This is a genomic window from Arthrobacter sp. MMS18-M83, assembly GCF_026683955.1.
Lineage (GTDB): Bacteria > Actinomycetota > Actinomycetes > Actinomycetales > Micrococcaceae > Arthrobacter.
On the sequence record NZ_CP113343.1, the window covers coordinates 4115627 to 4131082 of the forward strand.

A 15456-nucleotide genomic window follows, 5' to 3' on the forward strand; every position below is an offset into this window, starting at 1 on the left:
GACCCGGAAGTACCAGGCTGCCCTGCAGATACGCATGGTTGGCGGCCGTGCGAAGGTTGCCGGCTCTGTGCTGGCCATTGCACTGGCCGCGAGCTTGGGCACCGCACCCCTGGCACGCGCGGATAACCTCGATGACCAGCAGGCGGCCCTGAACGCGGAATCGGCGCGAGTACAACAATCCTTGGAGTTTGTTGACGCGAACATTGCCAAGGCGGCTGGGGACCTCGTGATCTACCAGGGCCGGCTCCCCGGAGCGCAACAGGCACTTCTCGAAGCGCAGGGCAGGGTCGCTTCTGCGGTGAAGGAAGCTGAAGCTCTCGCAGCGCGTGTCGATTTGGCGCAGCAGAGCAAGGCCAAGATCACCGAGCAGTTGGAAAACGACAAGCAAAAGATCACGGACACCAAGAAACTCATCGGCCAGATCGCGGCCCAAGCGTACAAGTCCGGCGGCGTGCCCACAAACGTTGCCTTGCTGTTCGGATCGAACGACGGCGGGAACCTCACCGAAACCATGGATCTCGCCAACCAGGCGATGCGCAGCCAAAACGCCACGATGACCAAGTTGACCCAGCAGAGTGCGACCAACGTGAACTCGCAGGCCAGGCTTGCCGCCGTCGAACAGGAAATTCGCGATCTCAAGGCGAAGGCTGATGCCGCACTGGAGCGTGAAAAGGCAGCTCGTGACGATGCAGCAGCCAAGAAGGCCGAGGTGGACAAGCTCATTTCCGACACCACCCGCCTCAATAGCCAACTTCAAGCGGCCAAGCCCGGGATTCAGACTCAACTGCAGCAAGTCAAGTCGATGCAGGACGCCGTCGCGGCCGAGATCTCCGAGCGGGACCGCAAGCTGCGTGAAGCGTGGCTTGCCGAGCAACAGCGGCTCGCCGCAGCCGCGGCCGCTGCCGCCCAGGCCCAAGGCCAGGCACCGCAACCGTACGTCCCACCAGTGAGCAATCCTCGCTCCGGCTTTGGGCTGATCCACCCGGTTCCCGGGAACATCCCCATCACCTCGGGATTCGGATGGCGCGCGACGCCGCCTGGAACCATTGATTTCTACGGCCAGGGCGGCTACATGCACACCGGCATCGACTTCGGTGCGCCTTGCGGCACCCCAGTGTATGCGGCCGCGGCCGGCACGGTCTTTTCGGCTGGCTGGGGCAATGACGGCGGTGGCAACCGGGTCAAGATTTCGCACGGGGTCATCAACGGCGACTCCCTGACCACTATCTACTACCACAACACCAGCGTGGTGGTTTCTTCCGGGCAGCAGGTGAGCCAAGGACAGCTCATCGCCTACTCGGGTACAACGGGTAACTCCACTGGTTGCCATGTGCATTTTGAAACGTGGGTGAATGGTCAGGCTACAGATCCCATGAACCTTCTGTAGCCCACGCGGCGGGGTTCTGCTGGCGTAGACTAGTGTGATTCTTCGACAACCAAGGAGTTCTACCGTGCCCAAGGAAAGTGGCCGTAAGGTAGTGGCCACCAATCGGAAGGCCCGGCATGACTACCACATATTGGATACTTATGAGGCCGGAATTGCCCTCATGGGAACTGAAGTGAAGTCCCTGCGTGAGGGTCATGCCTCCATGGTTGACGGCTTCTGCACCTTCTACAACGACGAGTTGTGGATGGAGGGCATCCACATCCCTGAGTACAACCAAGGGAGCTGGACCAACCATGCCGCCCGCCGCCGTCGTAAGCTGCTGCTTCACCGCGAGGAACTCAACAAGATTTCCGGCAAGATCCGCGAGACCGGCCTGACGGTAGTGCCGCTCCAGCTGTACTTCCTTGACGGACGCGCCAAAGTCGAGATCGCCCTCGCTCGAGGCAAGAAGGACTATGACAAGCGGCAGACGCTGCGTGAGCAGCAGGATAAGCGCGAATCACTGCGCGAACTCCGCGAGCGGAACCGCCGCTAGTCCAGTGAGGATTCTGTCGATGGGCGGCTAAGGTGTATCCCGGAATATTCCGGTGTCACTGTGCGCTATGATGGTTAATCCAGCAGGAATTGCTTCGTGGGTGCTCTTGAGCGGTCGCCGTTCTGCAGGAGTTGATAACAAAATACGGGGATGATCGGTTTCGACGATGTTAGTCGCGACAGGTGAAGCGGGCCGAGGATGCAGAATTATCTCGTAAACGCTGTCTGCAAACCAATAAGTGCCAATTCTAAGCGCACTGACTTCGCTCTTGCTGCCTAAGCAGTAAGACAGTCCGTCAGCCCGAGGTTGCTATTGCCCCGGATCCTGGCGTCATTTAGATAGCCACTGCTGTTTGCCTTCGTCATCGAGGCAAATGGGACACTTAGATGACTGGGCCCGGATCAGCTACTCGTTCGCAAGATAGCTGGGGCCGAGAAATTCCGACGCGAACTGCGCCCGGAGAAGCCCTGACAACACGACATCGGACGGGGGTTCAATTCCCCCCATCTCCACCAGTGTGATGAGTCGAGACATCCTTCACGGATGAGTCGGGTCATAGGTTACACCCCGGTCTTCGGACCGGGGTGTTTTTCTTTGTCCGGGTTGGTAGTCGCGGGCGGGGTCGCGGCCTCCTGTTTCCGTCGGCCTTAGGATTCCGGATGGCGAGGCTCGGGCTCGTCGCCCTTACCGCCGTCGTTGGCAAGGGGATATCCAGCGTCCTGTTCGCGGTGTTTGGGAGTGCTTTTGCGATCAAGCAACGTCCGTCGCTGGCGTCCAAAGACCATCACAGCTGCTACCACCGCTGCTCCAATAATCACCAGCGCGACCCAGATCCATTGTTGCCCGTCCAAGTTCGCCCCCAATCCCAGCACATCGGCTGTTTCCGGCATTGCTACGAAAGGCCGATGCTCCGGCGGCCCAGTCCGGGAGGCGGACCCAGTATGGAGTCAGTCCTTGTCCTACGCGGGAGATGCAACGACCCTGGTTCTGGGACGGCGGGCAGTCCATTCAGCCCGTCCGCTTTCTTGGTTGTGGGCGCTAGCAGGCGGGGTCCGATTCAGCCTCAACGTCATCATGATTTACCCCATTCCTGATGGTTGCGGACTCTGGGCCCATCAGCAGTCCGGGCTCAGTCGCGGAAATCTGGCCCATCCGTCACGGCATGGACGCTAGCCGCAACAGTAGGAGTACAGATCGCTCCTGTCGCGAGTGGTGGTTGCTTGTTTTGGGGATTTCCTACTCGACAACTGCCTCGCTGCGCCGGTTGTGCTTGTTAACCAACAGTGCGTCACGAAAGCCGCACGCGCTGTGCTTCAGTTCAGAGGGGGTCCGACGGCGGCATGTCAGGACACGGTGCTCCGGTCCTGGTCGCCCCCGCAGGCGGGAAGCCACCCAATTCAAGGCGTTGCTGCGCAAAAAGCATTGTGGGGTTAAGTCTCGTTCACCCACGGCGTAGGACGGAACGGACTAACCGCAGCAGTGTATTCGTTGATATAGACACCACCGGTTACAGGAGGTGCACGATGAGTACGTTGCCGGAACAAACATTTCCTGAGGACGTCCCTGACGCCCCGTCGGATGACGGAGTCTTGGACGCCTACTCGCGGACAGTGATGCACGTGGCAGAGACGGTCACGCCGCATGTTGCAGCTTTGGAGATGAGCAGCGCCCGCAGAAACGGCCAAGTCAGGATCGGAAGCGGATCGGCTGTGGTGTTCACGGGGGACGGCTACATGCTGACCAACGCCCACGTGGTCTCGGGTCTCCGCTCCGGGCGGGCAATCTTCGCCGACGGAACCCGTACCGACGTCGAACTCGTCGGTGCGGATCCCTTGTCCGATCTCGCCGTTGTCCGCGGGCACCACACCCCGCCGCCCGCCATATTGGGTAACGCTGAGTCACTGCACGTGGGCCAATTGGTGATCGCTGTGGGCAACCCGCTAGGGCTCGCAGGATCGGTGACCGCGGGCGTCGTCAGTGGGCTCGGACGTTCCATCCCGGTCAGGTCCGGCCGGCACAGCAGGGTCATCGAGGACGTCATCCAGACCGACGCAGCCCTGAATCCGGGCAATTCCGGGGGAGCCCTTGCCGACACCAAGGGGCGGATAGTTGGAATCAACACCGCTGTGGCTGGCTTGGGCCTCGGGCTTGCCGTGCCCATCAACACCACCACTCAACGGATCATCGCCGCCCTGCTCAGGGACGGACGGGTCCGCAGGGCATACCTTGGCTTGGTGAGCACGCCTATTCCCCTGGATGCGAGTGCGGTGATCCGAACAGGCCAGGAAGAAGCACTCCGGGTGGTGGAAGTCATCGCTGGATCTCCGGCTGAACGGGCAGGACTGCTTGCGGGCGATCTAGTCCTCAGCGCACAGGCTCGGGCCGTATCCAGTGCTGAAAGCCTTCAGAAACTCTTGTTTTCGCAGGCCATAGGGGAGCCGTTCCTGCTGACGGTCCTTCGCGACGGCAAAGTCCACGCAATGGTGGCCATGCCCAGCGAAATGACTGACGCGGATTCGTGAGGAGCCGGGCCGAGATGGAGCCAGTTCGCTAAAAAGCCGGGGCCCTGATGGCCCCGGCTTTTTGCTATTTCTTCCTCATCCTCAAGTGGGCCACGGGATCCACGGCAGCGTCGGATTCGTGTTTGGCACGCTTCACGGCCCGTTTCTCCTTGATGGACTTGATACTCTTCTTCGCCTCGTGCTGGTGCGGTGCTTTGTCAGGCATGTCATGCTCCCTAACTACGGATCTTCCCTGAAGATCCTGCAAAGAGGGTCCTGAAAAGGCCCTCTCTTTGTAAGCTACGCCTGTTTCGGCCGAAAGCAACCGGCAGCTCAACGCACCAAGATCTACGCTTCAGATGCCGGAACGTCAACAATGCCCACGAATCGCGAGCCGATTCCTTCGTACTCGCTGCGGACCTCGCCGGGCAGGATCCCGGGAACCTCGGTGTTGCGGTGGTGTCCGCAGAAGACGTAGGTGAACTCGGGCCACCACTTCTTGGGACGGGCAGCCTCGGTGTAACCGCACACCACACAGCTCAGGTGAACCCAGACGGGTCGCTTGCCGGTCCGGTTGGCGCGCGATTGGACGAGCCACTGCGGTGGGTTGTCCTGCAGCTCGGTTAGCTCGGCTTTTGAAAGCCTGGACGGGATGCCGTGGCGTTGGGCCATTTCCATCGAAATATCAAGGGCCAGTGCGGCGTCACGTCTGCTAATCACCATTCAACGATACGGGACTTTCGCCGTGGCCGGATCGCGGAGGAATCCCGGCGTCAGCGGACAAGCAGGCGTAGGCTGTGCTCATGACCGACGCAGCGGCCCTGCCGCCAAGCAATCCGCTGCAAAAGCGGGTCCTTGTTGTGGCTATTGTGGCTTCCTTCATCGCTATTTTGGATGGCTTCGTAGTGAACCTCGCGCTCCCGGCGATTGGGCGCGAATTGGGTGGTGGACTTGTCATCCAACAATGGGTGGTGGATGCCTACCTTTTGACCCTGGGTGCGCTGATACTGGTCGCCGGATCCTTGTCCGACCATTTCGGCCGGGCACGGATCCTGGAATGGGGACTCGCCGGTTTCACCATCACATCCGTGATCTGCGGTCTCGCCTGGAACGGAGAGGTGCTGGTAGTGTCACGGGCCTTGCAGGGGATCGCCGGGGCACTCCTCGTCCCGAGTTCGCTCGCCATGATTGTCACGTTCTTCTCCGGGCCGGCGCAGTCCAAGGCGATCGGCCAGTGGTCCGGCTGGACCAGCGCGGCAGCCATCGTGGCTCCGCTCATCGGTGGCGCCTCGGTGGATCTGTTGTCCTGGCGCGTCATCTTCTTCATCAATGTGATTCCGGCCGTCGCCATCTGGCCGATTCTGGCAGGGTTGCGGAAGTCCGACGCCGCCACGGACAGGAACAAGAAGATTGACTACCTCGGCGCTTTCCTGGCCATGGTGGGACTGGGTGGCCCGGTCTACGCCTTCATCGAACAGGGACGGATGGGCTGGGGGAACATGCTGGTCTGGATGCCTCTCGCCGTCGGGGTGGTCGGCATGACCCTGTTCCTGATCCACGAAGCCAGGACCGCGGAGCCAATGCTGCCGCTGCGGCTCTTCGCCATCCGCAACTTCGGTTGGGGAAACCTGGCCACACTGGCCATTTATGGCGCCCTGTCGCTGGGCTTCTTTGCCGTGGGCATCTATCTGCAGCAAGTCGGAGGAATGAAAGCGACCACTGCGGGAATCGCTCTGCTTCCGGCGACCGTGATCCTTATGCTCACGGCCTCGTTCTTCGGCGGACTGGCCGGCAAGTACGGTCCTCGGTGGTTCATGACGGCGGGACCGTTCATCTGTGGAATAGGGTTCCTCATGACCATGGCCGTCCAGGAACCCCTGAACTACTGGACGCAAGTGCTACCAGGGCAGATTGTCTTCGGAATGGGCCTCAGCACCCTGGTGGCACCCCTCACCGCGGCTATCCTGGGTGCCGTTCCCACCGAAGAGGCAGGGATCGGCTCCGCCGTGAACAACGCTGTAGCCCGTATTGCAGGCTTGATCTGCATCGCGTTCGCCGGGCTTATCATCGGCCCGGTCTTCAGCCGCCAAGGTCTCATCAATGCCGTGGTGGTCACCGCAGTGCTGTTCTTCATCGGGGCGGCGGCATCCGCCGTCGGGATCCGGAACCCGGTCTTGGCCCCTGCCGTGACGGAATCTCCGGAAGGACCAGCCCCCGACGACGGCGGGACGGCTGCCCAGCGCGCCTGACCAGTGCTTTCTAAAACACAGCTTCGTCAGCGGTCCGCGAGGACGCAACCTTCGTGCGCGGTATCGGTGGCAACCCAAAGCGCCGACGTGACTTCGTCGGCGAGATCGTAGTCGCGGCTGCCTGGGCCCTTTCCGATCCGGACCACCAGGGCCCCACCGAATGGCTTGCGGCCAATTACCTGGATGTTCGCATCAAGGTCGATTTCCTCGGCAGACAGGTAGCGTAGCAACTCCGGGTTCTCGTCGCTGATCCGGGTGATCTTCCCGGAGTGGCCGTCGTCGAGCTCGATCATCCGGTGTGCATGCGGCAGGGTCACCGAACCGTCCGCGGCGGGGATAGGGTCACCGTGGGGATCGCGTCCGGGATTGCCCAGCTTGGCTGCCATACGATCGATGAAGGTGTCCGAGACGGCGTGCTCAAGCATCTCGGCCTCGTCATGGACTTCGTCCCAGCTGTAGCCCAATTCCCTCACGAGGTACGTCTCGATCAGGCGATGCCTGCGGACCATGCCCAGGGCAAGCTGCATTCCCTGGGGAGTCAAGGTAATGGCGCTGTAGGGCTGGTGGTCCACCAGGCCTTGGTCCTTGAGCTTGCGGACCATCTCCGAGACGGAGGAATTGGCGACGCCTAGCCGGTGCGCCAGCTGCGAGGACGTGATGGGTTTGTCCTGCCACTCCGTGAAGGAGTAGATGACCTTGACGTAGTCCTCGATCGAGGAGGAGGGCGCACTGGTCTTCACGGTTACAAGCCTATCTTGAACCGGCGGCCTCAGGCCTTCCACGCCCGCCAGCTCTGCGTGACGTATGGCAGCGGGACGACCTCGCCCTCCGTATGACCCAAATGCTCGAAGAGATACCACTGGAGGTTCCCCATCACCTTGGCCCGGGTGGCGTCATTCGCCCTCAGATAGTAGCTGCGGGACTTCACCAGTTCGAGGATGTCAGCCGGAGTCACAGGATCCTCCCAATGCGTCACGTGACTTTCGAGGCCCGCAAACTCCGGTCCCACCACAGGCCGGAAGTCCGGTTTGTGGACATCGCCGGCATGCATGATGCGGGACAAGCGGTGGACCCAGGGCACGGACGTGTCTAACTGGTTCCAGATCAAGCCGACAACTCCCCCGGGGCGCAGGATCCGGGCGATCTCGGTGCTGGCTGCGAGGGGATCGCACCAGTGCCAGGCTTGGGCAACGCTGACGACGTCGAATGCTGAGTCCGCCAGTCCAGTTGCCTCGGCCGTTCCCTCCAGGGCGATCACTTGTGGATACATTTTGCGCAGTTGCATGAGCATGTCCGTGGAAGGGTCCACTGCGGAGACGGCCAGGCCGCGCTCTACCAGGAGCGCCGTGAACTTTCCAGTCCCGGCTCCCAGGTCCGCCGCGTCTTGCGCCCCTTCCGGCAGGAGCCAATCGGCTGAATCCGCGGGGTAGCCGGGCCGGACCCGGTCATAGTGCTCCCCGCCGTCCTGGAAGCTCTGACCGAGTTCAAGGCGCCGTTCCTCATAAAGCTTGGGGCCGGCGGACGTGCCTTTGGGTCGCGGGGCCACGCAGGAACTCCTTCGTAGGACGTGAAAAATACCCTACGAATCTATCGCAATCAGTCGGTACTGCAGGGAGCTGCGCCCGCGGTCCCGGGGGTGTTGGGAGCCCACTCCGGGTAGCTGCGGTGGTCGTTCGCAGGGACCCAACGGCCCGCATCCACGACGTAGTCCCAGCCGAGGCCGTTGCTCTTGAGGGCCTGGATGCCTGCGATGAGCCGGGTGGCGTCCTCCAGCCGCGACCCCACGCCGAAACTGGCCCGCAAGGATCCGGACGGGAGGCCTAAGCGCTTGAGCAATGGATGGGCGCAAAAACGCCCGTCGCGGAGGCCAATGCCGTGTTCGGCCGCAAGATAGGCCGCCACGAGGCCTGCGTCATAGCCTTGGAGCGAGAAGTTGACCACGCCGATGGTGTTCTGGGGATCGGTGTCGCTGAAGATCTGGTGGACGGTCACGCCGTCGATCGCATTGAGGCCATCAACCAAATGCGTACGGATGCCGGCTTCGTGGGCATGCCATTCCTCGTGGTCCAGGCTGGCGATGACCTGCGTGGCCCGTGCGAGAGTGGCCGCGCCGAGCACGTTCGGCGAGCCTCCTTCGTGCCTGGCCGGTCCCGTGGCCCAGCTCACGGAGTCAAGGCGTGCTTCGCGGACTGCTCCGCCTCCAGCAAGGTGGGGTGTGCCGGCGTCGAGCCAGTCGGGACGGCCCACCAGGACGCCTGCACCGAACGGCGCATAGAGCTTATGCCCGGAGAAAACCAAGTAGTCAACATCCGCGGCGGTGATATCGATGCGGCGGTGCGGAGCGAGCTGGGCCGCGTCCACAACAATCCGCGCACCGAATTCGTGGGCCAAAGCGGCGAGTTCCTTGATGGGCAGGATCTCGCCCGTCACGTTCGAGGCACCCGTGACTGCCAGGAGGCTGACACCTCCGTGGGAGAGTGCCGTGCGCACATTGGTTACAGTGTCGGCCAAAGTCCCCGCTGCCACAATGCTGCGGTGCGGAACGCCTTGCCACGGCAGGAGATTGGCGTGGTGTTCGATGTCCAGGTAGAGGACTTCGCCAATGTGGCGCCCGTCCGCGACAGGCAGGCAGCCGGCCAGGAGGTTGAGCGAATCGGTGGTGTTGCGAGTGAAAATGACGGAATCGTCTGCCCGGCCGCCAACGAAGTCGCGGACTATGTTGCGGGCGTTTTCATAGACGGAGGTGCTGATTTGCGAGGCATAGCCTGCACCGCGATGGACACTCGCGTAGTAAGGGAGGATCTCGTTGAGATATGCCGAAACTACGGTCAAGGCAGGCGCCGAGGCGCCGTAGTCAAGGTTGGCGTAGCGGACGTGGCCGCCCTGGATCAGGGGCGCTTGCAGCTCTGCGCCAGTCACCGCGGCCAACGGACGGGATGCCGGAGACCGGGATTCACCGCGCTGCTGCACGGCTTCGTTGTGCTGCGGGAGAGCGGGAGAAGTAAACGTGGCTGTGCTCATGGGACCTCACTCAAGAGGGACCCCTGCGTGCAGGGGGTCCGCGCTTGCCGCATCCGTTCCGGACCGGCCGGGTCGTCACCCGGGGCACCCCGCCGCGATGGAGGGTTGCCGGCCAGCAAACCGGGGTTTCGCGCTGGCACTCGTGACCTGTAATGAGACTAGGACACCCGCAAGGCGGGTTCCAATGTGACCGCGATTGTTAAGCGGATTGTTACGATCGCTGGAAAATGTGCCTTCTGCCGAAGAAAAAGTGGCGGACGCCCCGAAAATGGGGGCGTCCGCCGTCGTTTATTCAGTGAATAGAGTGGATTAGAGGAGGTCGTCGAGCTCGGGGTTGAGCCTCTTGAGGACCTCGGAGTGCAGGATCGAGTTGGTAGCGACGGCGTTTCCGCCGAAGGGACCATCCGCGCCATCCAGGGACGTGAAGCGTCCGCCGGCTTCAGTCACGATTGGCACCAAGGCAGCCATGTCGTAGACCTGGAGTTCCGGTTCGGCGGCGATGTCCACGGCGCCCTCGGCCACAAGGCAGTAGGACCAGAAATCGCCGTACGCGCGGCTGCGCCAGACATCGTTCTCAAGGCCCAGGAAGTTGTCGAGCGAGCCGTGCTGCTTCCACTCGGAAAGCTCGGAGTAGGAAAGCGAGGCATCCTCAAGCCGTGACACGTTGGAGACTTTCAGCCGGGTGGCTGCGGCCAGTGATCGGCCCATGTAGGCGCCCGAGCCCTTGGCCGCCCACCAGCGCTTGCCGAGCGCCGGAGCGCTGACAAGTCCCACCACAACTTCGCCCTCGTCCACGAGGGCGATCAGCGTTGCCCAGACGGGCACGCCACGCACGAAGTTCTTGGTCCCGTCGATGGGATCGATGATCCAACGCCTTGCGCCGTGGCCGGTGCTGCCGAATTCTTCGCCAAGGACGGCGTCGCGGGGGCGGGAACGGGAGAGCTGCCCGCGGATTGCCTCCTCGGCAGCCTTGTCGGCATCGGTCACCGGGCTCAGGTCGGGTTTGGTCTCCACCTGAAGGTCCAGTGCCTTGAACCGCTCCATTGTCAGGGAATCGACGGAGTCGGCCAGGACATGGGCCAGCCGCAGGTCGTCGTTGTAGCTCGAATCGGGTTGGGTCATGGTTCCAAACTACCGTCTATTCGCCAGTGAACCGGGGAGGTACCGCGCGGTCAGTTGGCCCTGCTGTTAATTGACCGTGCCCAATTCCTTGGCCTCTTGGACTTCCATGCGGGGGTCCGCGCCAAGGAGCCGACGCAACGACGCCAGGCGGGCGGCGCCGGCCTCGCCGGCATGGCCATCAGCGACCCACGAATCCAAGCCACAACGGACCGCAGAGGCATCGTGTTTGCAACCCCGCTCGCACGATTCCGTTCCGGGTTCCAGATCCGGGAAGGCGTGCAGGATGCGATCCGGGTTCACGTGGGCCAGGCCGAAAGAACGGATGCCGGGCGTATCGATGATCCAGCTGCCGCCAGGGGCGTCGCTGAGCTTCAATGCGAGGGCTGAGGACGAGGTATGACGGCCCCGTCCCGTGACAGCGTTGACCCCACCGGTGGCGCGCTCGGCGCCGGTGAGGGCATTCACCATGGTGGACTTCCCGACGCCGGAGTGGCCCAAGAGAACGGTGACTTTGCCATCGAGATAGTCCCGCAGTTGGCCGACGGCGTCGCCATCAAGCCGGGCGGACAAGCCATCGTCGGAGCGAGCGTCGATTCCGGAGGCCCCTGCATCGGCCGTCCGGCTGATAATGATGGGGAAGCCAAGGCTCACATAGTTCGCGAGCAGTTCCGTGGGATCCTTGACATCCGCTTTGGTGACGAGCAGCAGCGGCTCGATCCCGGCGTCGTACGCTGCCACCAAGGCGCGGTCGATGAATCCGGTCCGCGGCTCCGGGTTGGCAGACGCAACCACCACCACGAGCTGGTCGGCGTTGGCCACCACAGCCCGTTCGATCGGGTCCGTGTCGTCGGCGCTTCGCCGCAGGAGGGTCTTTCGCTCCTCGACGCGCACAAGGCGGGCGAGGGTATCCGGGGCTCCGGATACATCGCCGACGAGGGCCACGAAGTCTCCAGGGACCACCGGGGAGCGCCGGAGCTCCCGGGCGCGGGCCGCAATGACGATGCGCTCGTTGTCCGAGCTTTCGCCCACTATCGCGGTGTAGCGGCCGCGGTCGACCGTAATGATGCGCCCGATCACGGCGTCGTCGTGGCTGGGGCGGTCCTTCGTGCGGGGGCGTGTGCCCTTCTTGTTGGGGCGGATCCGGACATCGGATTCGTCCCAGGAGCTTGCGTCGCGAGCCATCGTTAGTTGCTTGTCTCCGTCGAACCGGTGTCCGCGGCCGCTGGGCCACCACTGAGCATTGACGCCCAGATTTGCGGAAATTCCGGCATGGTCTTGGAAGTGGTCGCGATGTCTTCGACCTGGATGCCCTCGACGGCGAGCCCGAGGATGGCGCCCGCGGTCGCCATGCGGTGATCGGCGTAACTGTGCACGACGCCGGCATGCAGCGGCGCGGGGCGGATCACCAAGCCGTCGCTGGTTTCCTCGGCGTCTCCGCCGAGCCGGTTGATTTCGGCGACCAGCGCGGCGAGCCTGTCCGTTTCGTGGCCGCGCAAATGCGCGATGCCAGTGAGCCGGGAAGGGCCTGAGGCCAAGGCGCACAACGCCGCTACAGTGGGGGCGAGCTCGCTGGTTTCGTCGAAGTCCGCACCGAGGATTTCGGAGCCGCCCGTGACAGTCAGCGTGCCGTTGTCCAGCGTGACCGTCGCACCCATGGTGGCAAGAATGTCCCGCCAGAGATCGCCGACCTGTGTGGTGTTTGCTGGCCAGTTGGGGATTCGGATGGTTCCCTTGGTGGCTAGCGCCGCAGCGAGGAACGGTCCTGCGTTGGAGAGATCCTGCTCGATCCTCTCGTCGAAGGCCTGGATGGTGCCGGGGGCCACACGCCAATGGTTCGGCACGGAGTCATCCACCTGGACTCCCACGCCGCGCAGGACCGAAACTGTCATGTTGATGTGGTCGAGGCTCGGCACGGGCTTGCCCACATGTTCCAGGTGCAGGCCTTCTTCGAAGCGGGCACCGACCAGCAGCAGGGCGGAGACAAACTGCGAAGAGGCGCTCGCATCAATGACGAGGTGGCCGCCTCGTACTGAACCGGTACCGGAAACTTTGAACGGCAAGGAGGCGGCCGGTTGCCCGTCCACGGCGCTGACTTCCACCCCCAGTGTTCGGAGCGCTTCGATGATGGTGCCCATGGGCCGCTGGCGCGCGTGTGGATCGCCGTCGAACACCGAAGTGCCGTTGCGGAGGGCGGCAAGGGGCGGCACGAAGCGCATGACTGTGCCGGCAAGTCCGCAGTCGATGGCGGACTCAGGAACAGCTGCAGCCGCGTCCATCGGGGTGACTTCAAGGTCCGGGCCGTACTGTCCGTCGCCGGGAACTTCCGTAACGGTTGCGCCAAGCTGGCGCAGGGCTTCGACCATCAGGGCGGAGTCCCGCGAGTGCAGGGGTGCCCGCAACCGGGACGGGCCGTCGGCCAACGCCGCCAGAACGAGATAGCGGTTTGTCAGCGACTTGGAGCCAGGAACCGTGATCGTGGCATCCACGGGGTGGCCGGCGAAAGGCGCCGGCCACAGAGGGAGTGCGGAAGCGGTAGAGCTCCCTGGTTCGTCTGTCTGCGTGGCGGGGGTTCCTGGCATGCTTCCTTATGCTCCAACTGCGTTGTCTACGGCCTTGCGAACGGCGCGGTCTGTCTTCTTGAGCTGTTTGCCCGCGGCCTTCTTGGCGTCCACGGCGAGGTGTTCGGCGCGCCATGCGAGACTTGGCCGGCCGGCCGTGTCCACGGCAGCGAGCAGCACGCCGCCGGTCAGGGATATGTTCTTGAGCAACTGGGCGCGGCGGGCGAGCCGGCCTTCCTTCGTGCTGATGTCCGCGGAACGCCATTCGACAAAAGTGTTCAGCACCGAAATACCCGCAAGCAGTGTCGCCGAGAACCGGGAGCACTTGCCGAGGGCGAGCAAGGCGCCCGCGCCCACCTGCGTGCCGCCGATGACGCGCGCCAGCATTTTTTCGTCCGCGGGGAAGGGCAGCGATTCCGAAGCCCGCCGGAGCAGCGGGGAAAGCTGCTCGGCGGTGTCATCCGCGTTCTTGAGCTTGTCCAACCCTGCGACAACAAAGCTGGAAGCCAACATTGGCCTGGCGAGAAAACGGACGAGGGACATGTTTTTGCCTCCTGGATGGCTTGCCACAATGGTCAGGTGGTGCTGCGTTCGAGTGGTGCGGTGTTCACGGGGTGCAGTCGGATCTAGTCTTGCATCTTTGTGGAATATTTGCCCGGAGCCTGCCGTTGTGAGAAGAAGGTGCGGTATGGGCTGGACCTCGGGTTTAGGCGTGTGTGTTGTGCCGCGCCTGTGTCAACGTCGTTGAGCGGAGATGGTTTTTTGGCCTTGGTTAAGGACCGCGAGGAACACTTGGCGCTTGGGCGGGAGCTGCCAGGGGACTCCCGGAGGGTGACAGTAGACTTGGATGCAATGAGCACCATGGATCCGGCCGCAGCGGCCATGTACAAAGCAGCGACGGAAGTAGCGGACGCAACGTCCGATGACGACGCAGCTGTTGAGGCCGACGTCGAGATTGCAGTGGACTTTGCGTCCGAGACTCCTGAACAACGGAGGGCGCGCTTCGAGCGCGACGCCATGCAGTATGTCGACCAGCTCTATTCGGCTGCCATGCGCATGGCCAGAAATCCGTCCGACGCCGAGGACCTGGTCCAGGAGGCCTATACCAAGGCATTCTCGGCCTTCCACCAGTACAAGCCGGGTACCAACCTCAAGGCATGGCTGTACCGCATCCTGACCAACACCTATATCAACCTCTACCGGAAGCGGCAGCGCGAACCGTTGCAGTCGAATTCGGACACTATCGAAGACTGGCAGCTGGCGCGGGCGGAATCGCACACGTCCACCGGGCTGCGCTCCGCGGAAGCGGAGGCATTGGATCATTTGCCGGACTCGGACGTGAAGAGCGCCTTGCAGTCCATTCCGGAGGAATTCCGGCTCGCGGTGTACTTCGCTGACGTCGAAGGCTTCGCATACAAGGAAATATCAGACATCATGAATACCCCGATCGGGACGGTCATGTCCCGGCTTCATCGCGGCAGGAAAATGTTGCGCGATCTGCTGGCGGACTACGCCGCGGAACGGGGAATCAGCGCCGGCGCGGAAGAAAAGGCCCTGGCCGTGGGCGCGGCCGCAAGCAAAAAACAGGAGAAAAGGAAATGAGCTGCCAAGGATTGGGCGACTGCGACGATGCTCGGATGCAGCGTATCTACGAGTACCTCGATGGTGCGTTGACCCGTGAAGATATCGCCGAGATCAAAGTGCACCTGGAAGACTGCCCGGAGTGCACCGAGCAGTACGACCTTGAGTGCGTCATTCGCACCGTGGTGAAGCGCTCCTGCACGGAGGCGGCTCCTGAGAACCTCAAGAACTCGATCCTGGACAGGATCCACTCGATGAAGTCGGTGGACGTCTAGGCGCCTGCAACGGCAAGGGCCCCGGAAACCTGATGGTTTCCGGGGCCCTCCGCATTAAGTCTTACGCTAAGCCGCTGGCTTAGGTGTTGGGACGCTTGCCGTGGTTTGCGCCGCCGCGCTTACGGTCACGACGCTTACGTGCACGCTTGCTCATAGCTGGCCTCCTTAGATTCTTGATACTCAATAAAGCTGCCCTCCAGTCTCCCACATCCGGGGGCCGCCCCGCG

Annotated in this window: 17 protein-coding genes, 1 other RNA gene and 1 riboswitch; of the genes, 7 read left to right on the forward strand and 11 right to left on the reverse strand. The window is 62.8% G+C overall.

All coding sequences use genetic code 11. The features are described from left to right. Positions 1-34: 34 nt before the first annotated feature. From OW521_RS19410 to ssrA, 3 genes are all read left to right on the forward strand, one after another. Complete coding sequence (locus OW521_RS19410; RefSeq protein ID WP_268025990.1) at positions 35-1387, forward strand: M23 family metallopeptidase; 1353 nt, start codon at positions 35-37, stop codon at positions 1385-1387. Between the two features lie 64 nt (positions 1388-1451). Next, the gene (gene smpB, locus OW521_RS19415; protein WP_028264808.1) at positions 1452-1922 is read left to right on the forward strand and encodes an SsrA-binding protein SmpB; all 471 of its coding nucleotides are present in this window, start codon (positions 1452-1454) and stop codon (positions 1920-1922) included. 146 nt (positions 1923-2068) lie between these two features. After that, positions 2069-2437, forward strand: a transfer-messenger RNA (tmRNA) gene (gene ssrA / locus OW521_RS19420). A gap of 132 nt (positions 2438-2569) precedes the next feature. On the opposite strand, the gene OW521_RS19425 is transcribed toward ssrA, so the two are convergent. Continuing rightward, positions 2570-2812, reverse strand: a complete 243-nt coding sequence (locus OW521_RS19425; RefSeq protein ID WP_268021186.1) for a hypothetical protein — start codon at positions 2810-2812, stop codon at positions 2570-2572. Positions 2813-3445: 633 nt separating this feature from the next. Between OW521_RS19425 and OW521_RS19430 the strand changes: the two genes are divergently transcribed. Next, complete coding sequence (locus tag OW521_RS19430) at positions 3446-4444, forward strand: S1C family serine protease (RefSeq protein ID WP_268021187.1); 999 nt, start codon at positions 3446-3448, stop codon at positions 4442-4444. 64 nt (positions 4445-4508) lie between these two features. Here the strand turns inward: OW521_RS19430 and OW521_RS19435 are convergent, their stop codons facing one another. Beyond that, positions 4509-4649: a hypothetical protein gene (locus OW521_RS19435; protein ID WP_268021188.1), complete on the reverse strand. Its 141-nt coding sequence runs from the start codon at positions 4647-4649 to the stop codon at positions 4509-4511. A 122-nt stretch (positions 4650-4771) separates the two neighbouring features. Further along, the gene (locus tag OW521_RS19440) at positions 4772-5146 is read right to left on the reverse strand and encodes a hypothetical protein (RefSeq protein WP_268021189.1); all 375 of its coding nucleotides are present in this window, start codon (positions 5144-5146) and stop codon (positions 4772-4774) included. A gap of 74 nt (positions 5147-5220) precedes the next feature. Here OW521_RS19440 and OW521_RS19445 point away from each other — a divergent pair, with 74 nt between their 5' ends. Beyond that, the gene (locus OW521_RS19445; protein WP_268021190.1) at positions 5221-6672 is read left to right on the forward strand and encodes an MFS transporter; all 1452 of its coding nucleotides are present in this window, start codon (positions 5221-5223) and stop codon (positions 6670-6672) included. 26 nt (positions 6673-6698) lie between these two features. Here the strand turns inward: OW521_RS19445 and OW521_RS19450 are convergent, their stop codons facing one another. The 7 genes from OW521_RS19450 to OW521_RS19480 all read right to left on the reverse strand — a co-directional run bounded on the left by OW521_RS19450 (position 6699) and on the right by OW521_RS19480 (position 13916). Beyond that, complete coding sequence (locus tag OW521_RS19450) at positions 6699-7412, reverse strand: metal-dependent transcriptional regulator (RefSeq protein ID WP_268021191.1); 714 nt, start codon at positions 7410-7412, stop codon at positions 6699-6701. A gap of 29 nt (positions 7413-7441) precedes the next feature. Next, complete coding sequence (locus tag OW521_RS19455; RefSeq protein WP_268021192.1) at positions 7442-8218, reverse strand: class I SAM-dependent methyltransferase; 777 nt, start codon at positions 8216-8218, stop codon at positions 7442-7444. Between the two features lie 50 nt (positions 8219-8268). Next, a complete protein-coding gene (locus OW521_RS19460; protein WP_268021193.1) occupies positions 8269-9693 on the reverse strand; it encodes an aminotransferase class V-fold PLP-dependent enzyme in 1425 nt (474 codons plus the stop codon). A gap of 35 nt (positions 9694-9728) precedes the next feature. Further along, a riboswitch (SAM riboswitch) is annotated at positions 9729-9841 on the reverse strand. Between the two features lie 161 nt (positions 9842-10002). Next, positions 10003-10815 carry a histidinol-phosphatase gene (gene hisN, locus OW521_RS19465; protein WP_268021194.1) on the reverse strand — a complete coding sequence of 271 codons (813 nt, stop codon included), beginning with the start codon at positions 10813-10815 and terminating at the stop codon, positions 10003-10005. Between the two features lie 66 nt (positions 10816-10881). Then, the gene (gene rsgA, locus OW521_RS19470; protein WP_268021195.1) at positions 10882-11997 is read right to left on the reverse strand and encodes a ribosome small subunit-dependent GTPase A; all 1116 of its coding nucleotides are present in this window, start codon (positions 11995-11997) and stop codon (positions 10882-10884) included. Positions 11998-11999: 2 nt separating this feature from the next. After that, entirely contained in the window at positions 12000-13394 is a 1395-nt protein-coding gene (aroA, locus tag OW521_RS19475; protein ID WP_268021196.1) for a 3-phosphoshikimate 1-carboxyvinyltransferase, read from the reverse strand. Between the two features lie 6 nt (positions 13395-13400). Further along, on the reverse strand, positions 13401-13916 hold the full coding sequence (locus OW521_RS19480; RefSeq protein WP_268021197.1) for a DoxX family protein: 516 nt from the start codon (positions 13914-13916) through the stop codon (positions 13401-13403). Positions 13917-14135: 219 nt separating this feature from the next. Here OW521_RS19480 and OW521_RS19485 point away from each other — a divergent pair, with 219 nt between their 5' ends. Beyond that, the gene (locus OW521_RS19485; protein ID WP_442781180.1) at positions 14136-14975 is read left to right on the forward strand and encodes a sigma-70 family RNA polymerase sigma factor; all 840 of its coding nucleotides are present in this window, start codon (positions 14136-14138) and stop codon (positions 14973-14975) included. Beyond that, positions 14972-15229 carry a mycothiol system anti-sigma-R factor gene (rsrA, locus tag OW521_RS19490; protein ID WP_265977188.1) on the forward strand — a complete coding sequence of 86 codons (258 nt, stop codon included), beginning with the start codon at positions 14972-14974 and terminating at the stop codon, positions 15227-15229. Before OW521_RS19485 ends, rsrA begins: the two co-directional genes overlap by 4 nt. A 79-nt stretch (positions 15230-15308) precedes the next feature. Here rsrA and OW521_RS24460 read toward each other — a convergent pair whose 3' ends face one another. Continuing rightward, positions 15309-15383 carry a 50S ribosomal protein bL37 gene (locus OW521_RS24460; RefSeq protein ID WP_369299106.1) on the reverse strand — a complete coding sequence of 25 codons (75 nt, stop codon included), beginning with the start codon at positions 15381-15383 and terminating at the stop codon, positions 15309-15311. Positions 15384-15456 lie beyond the last annotated feature (73 nt).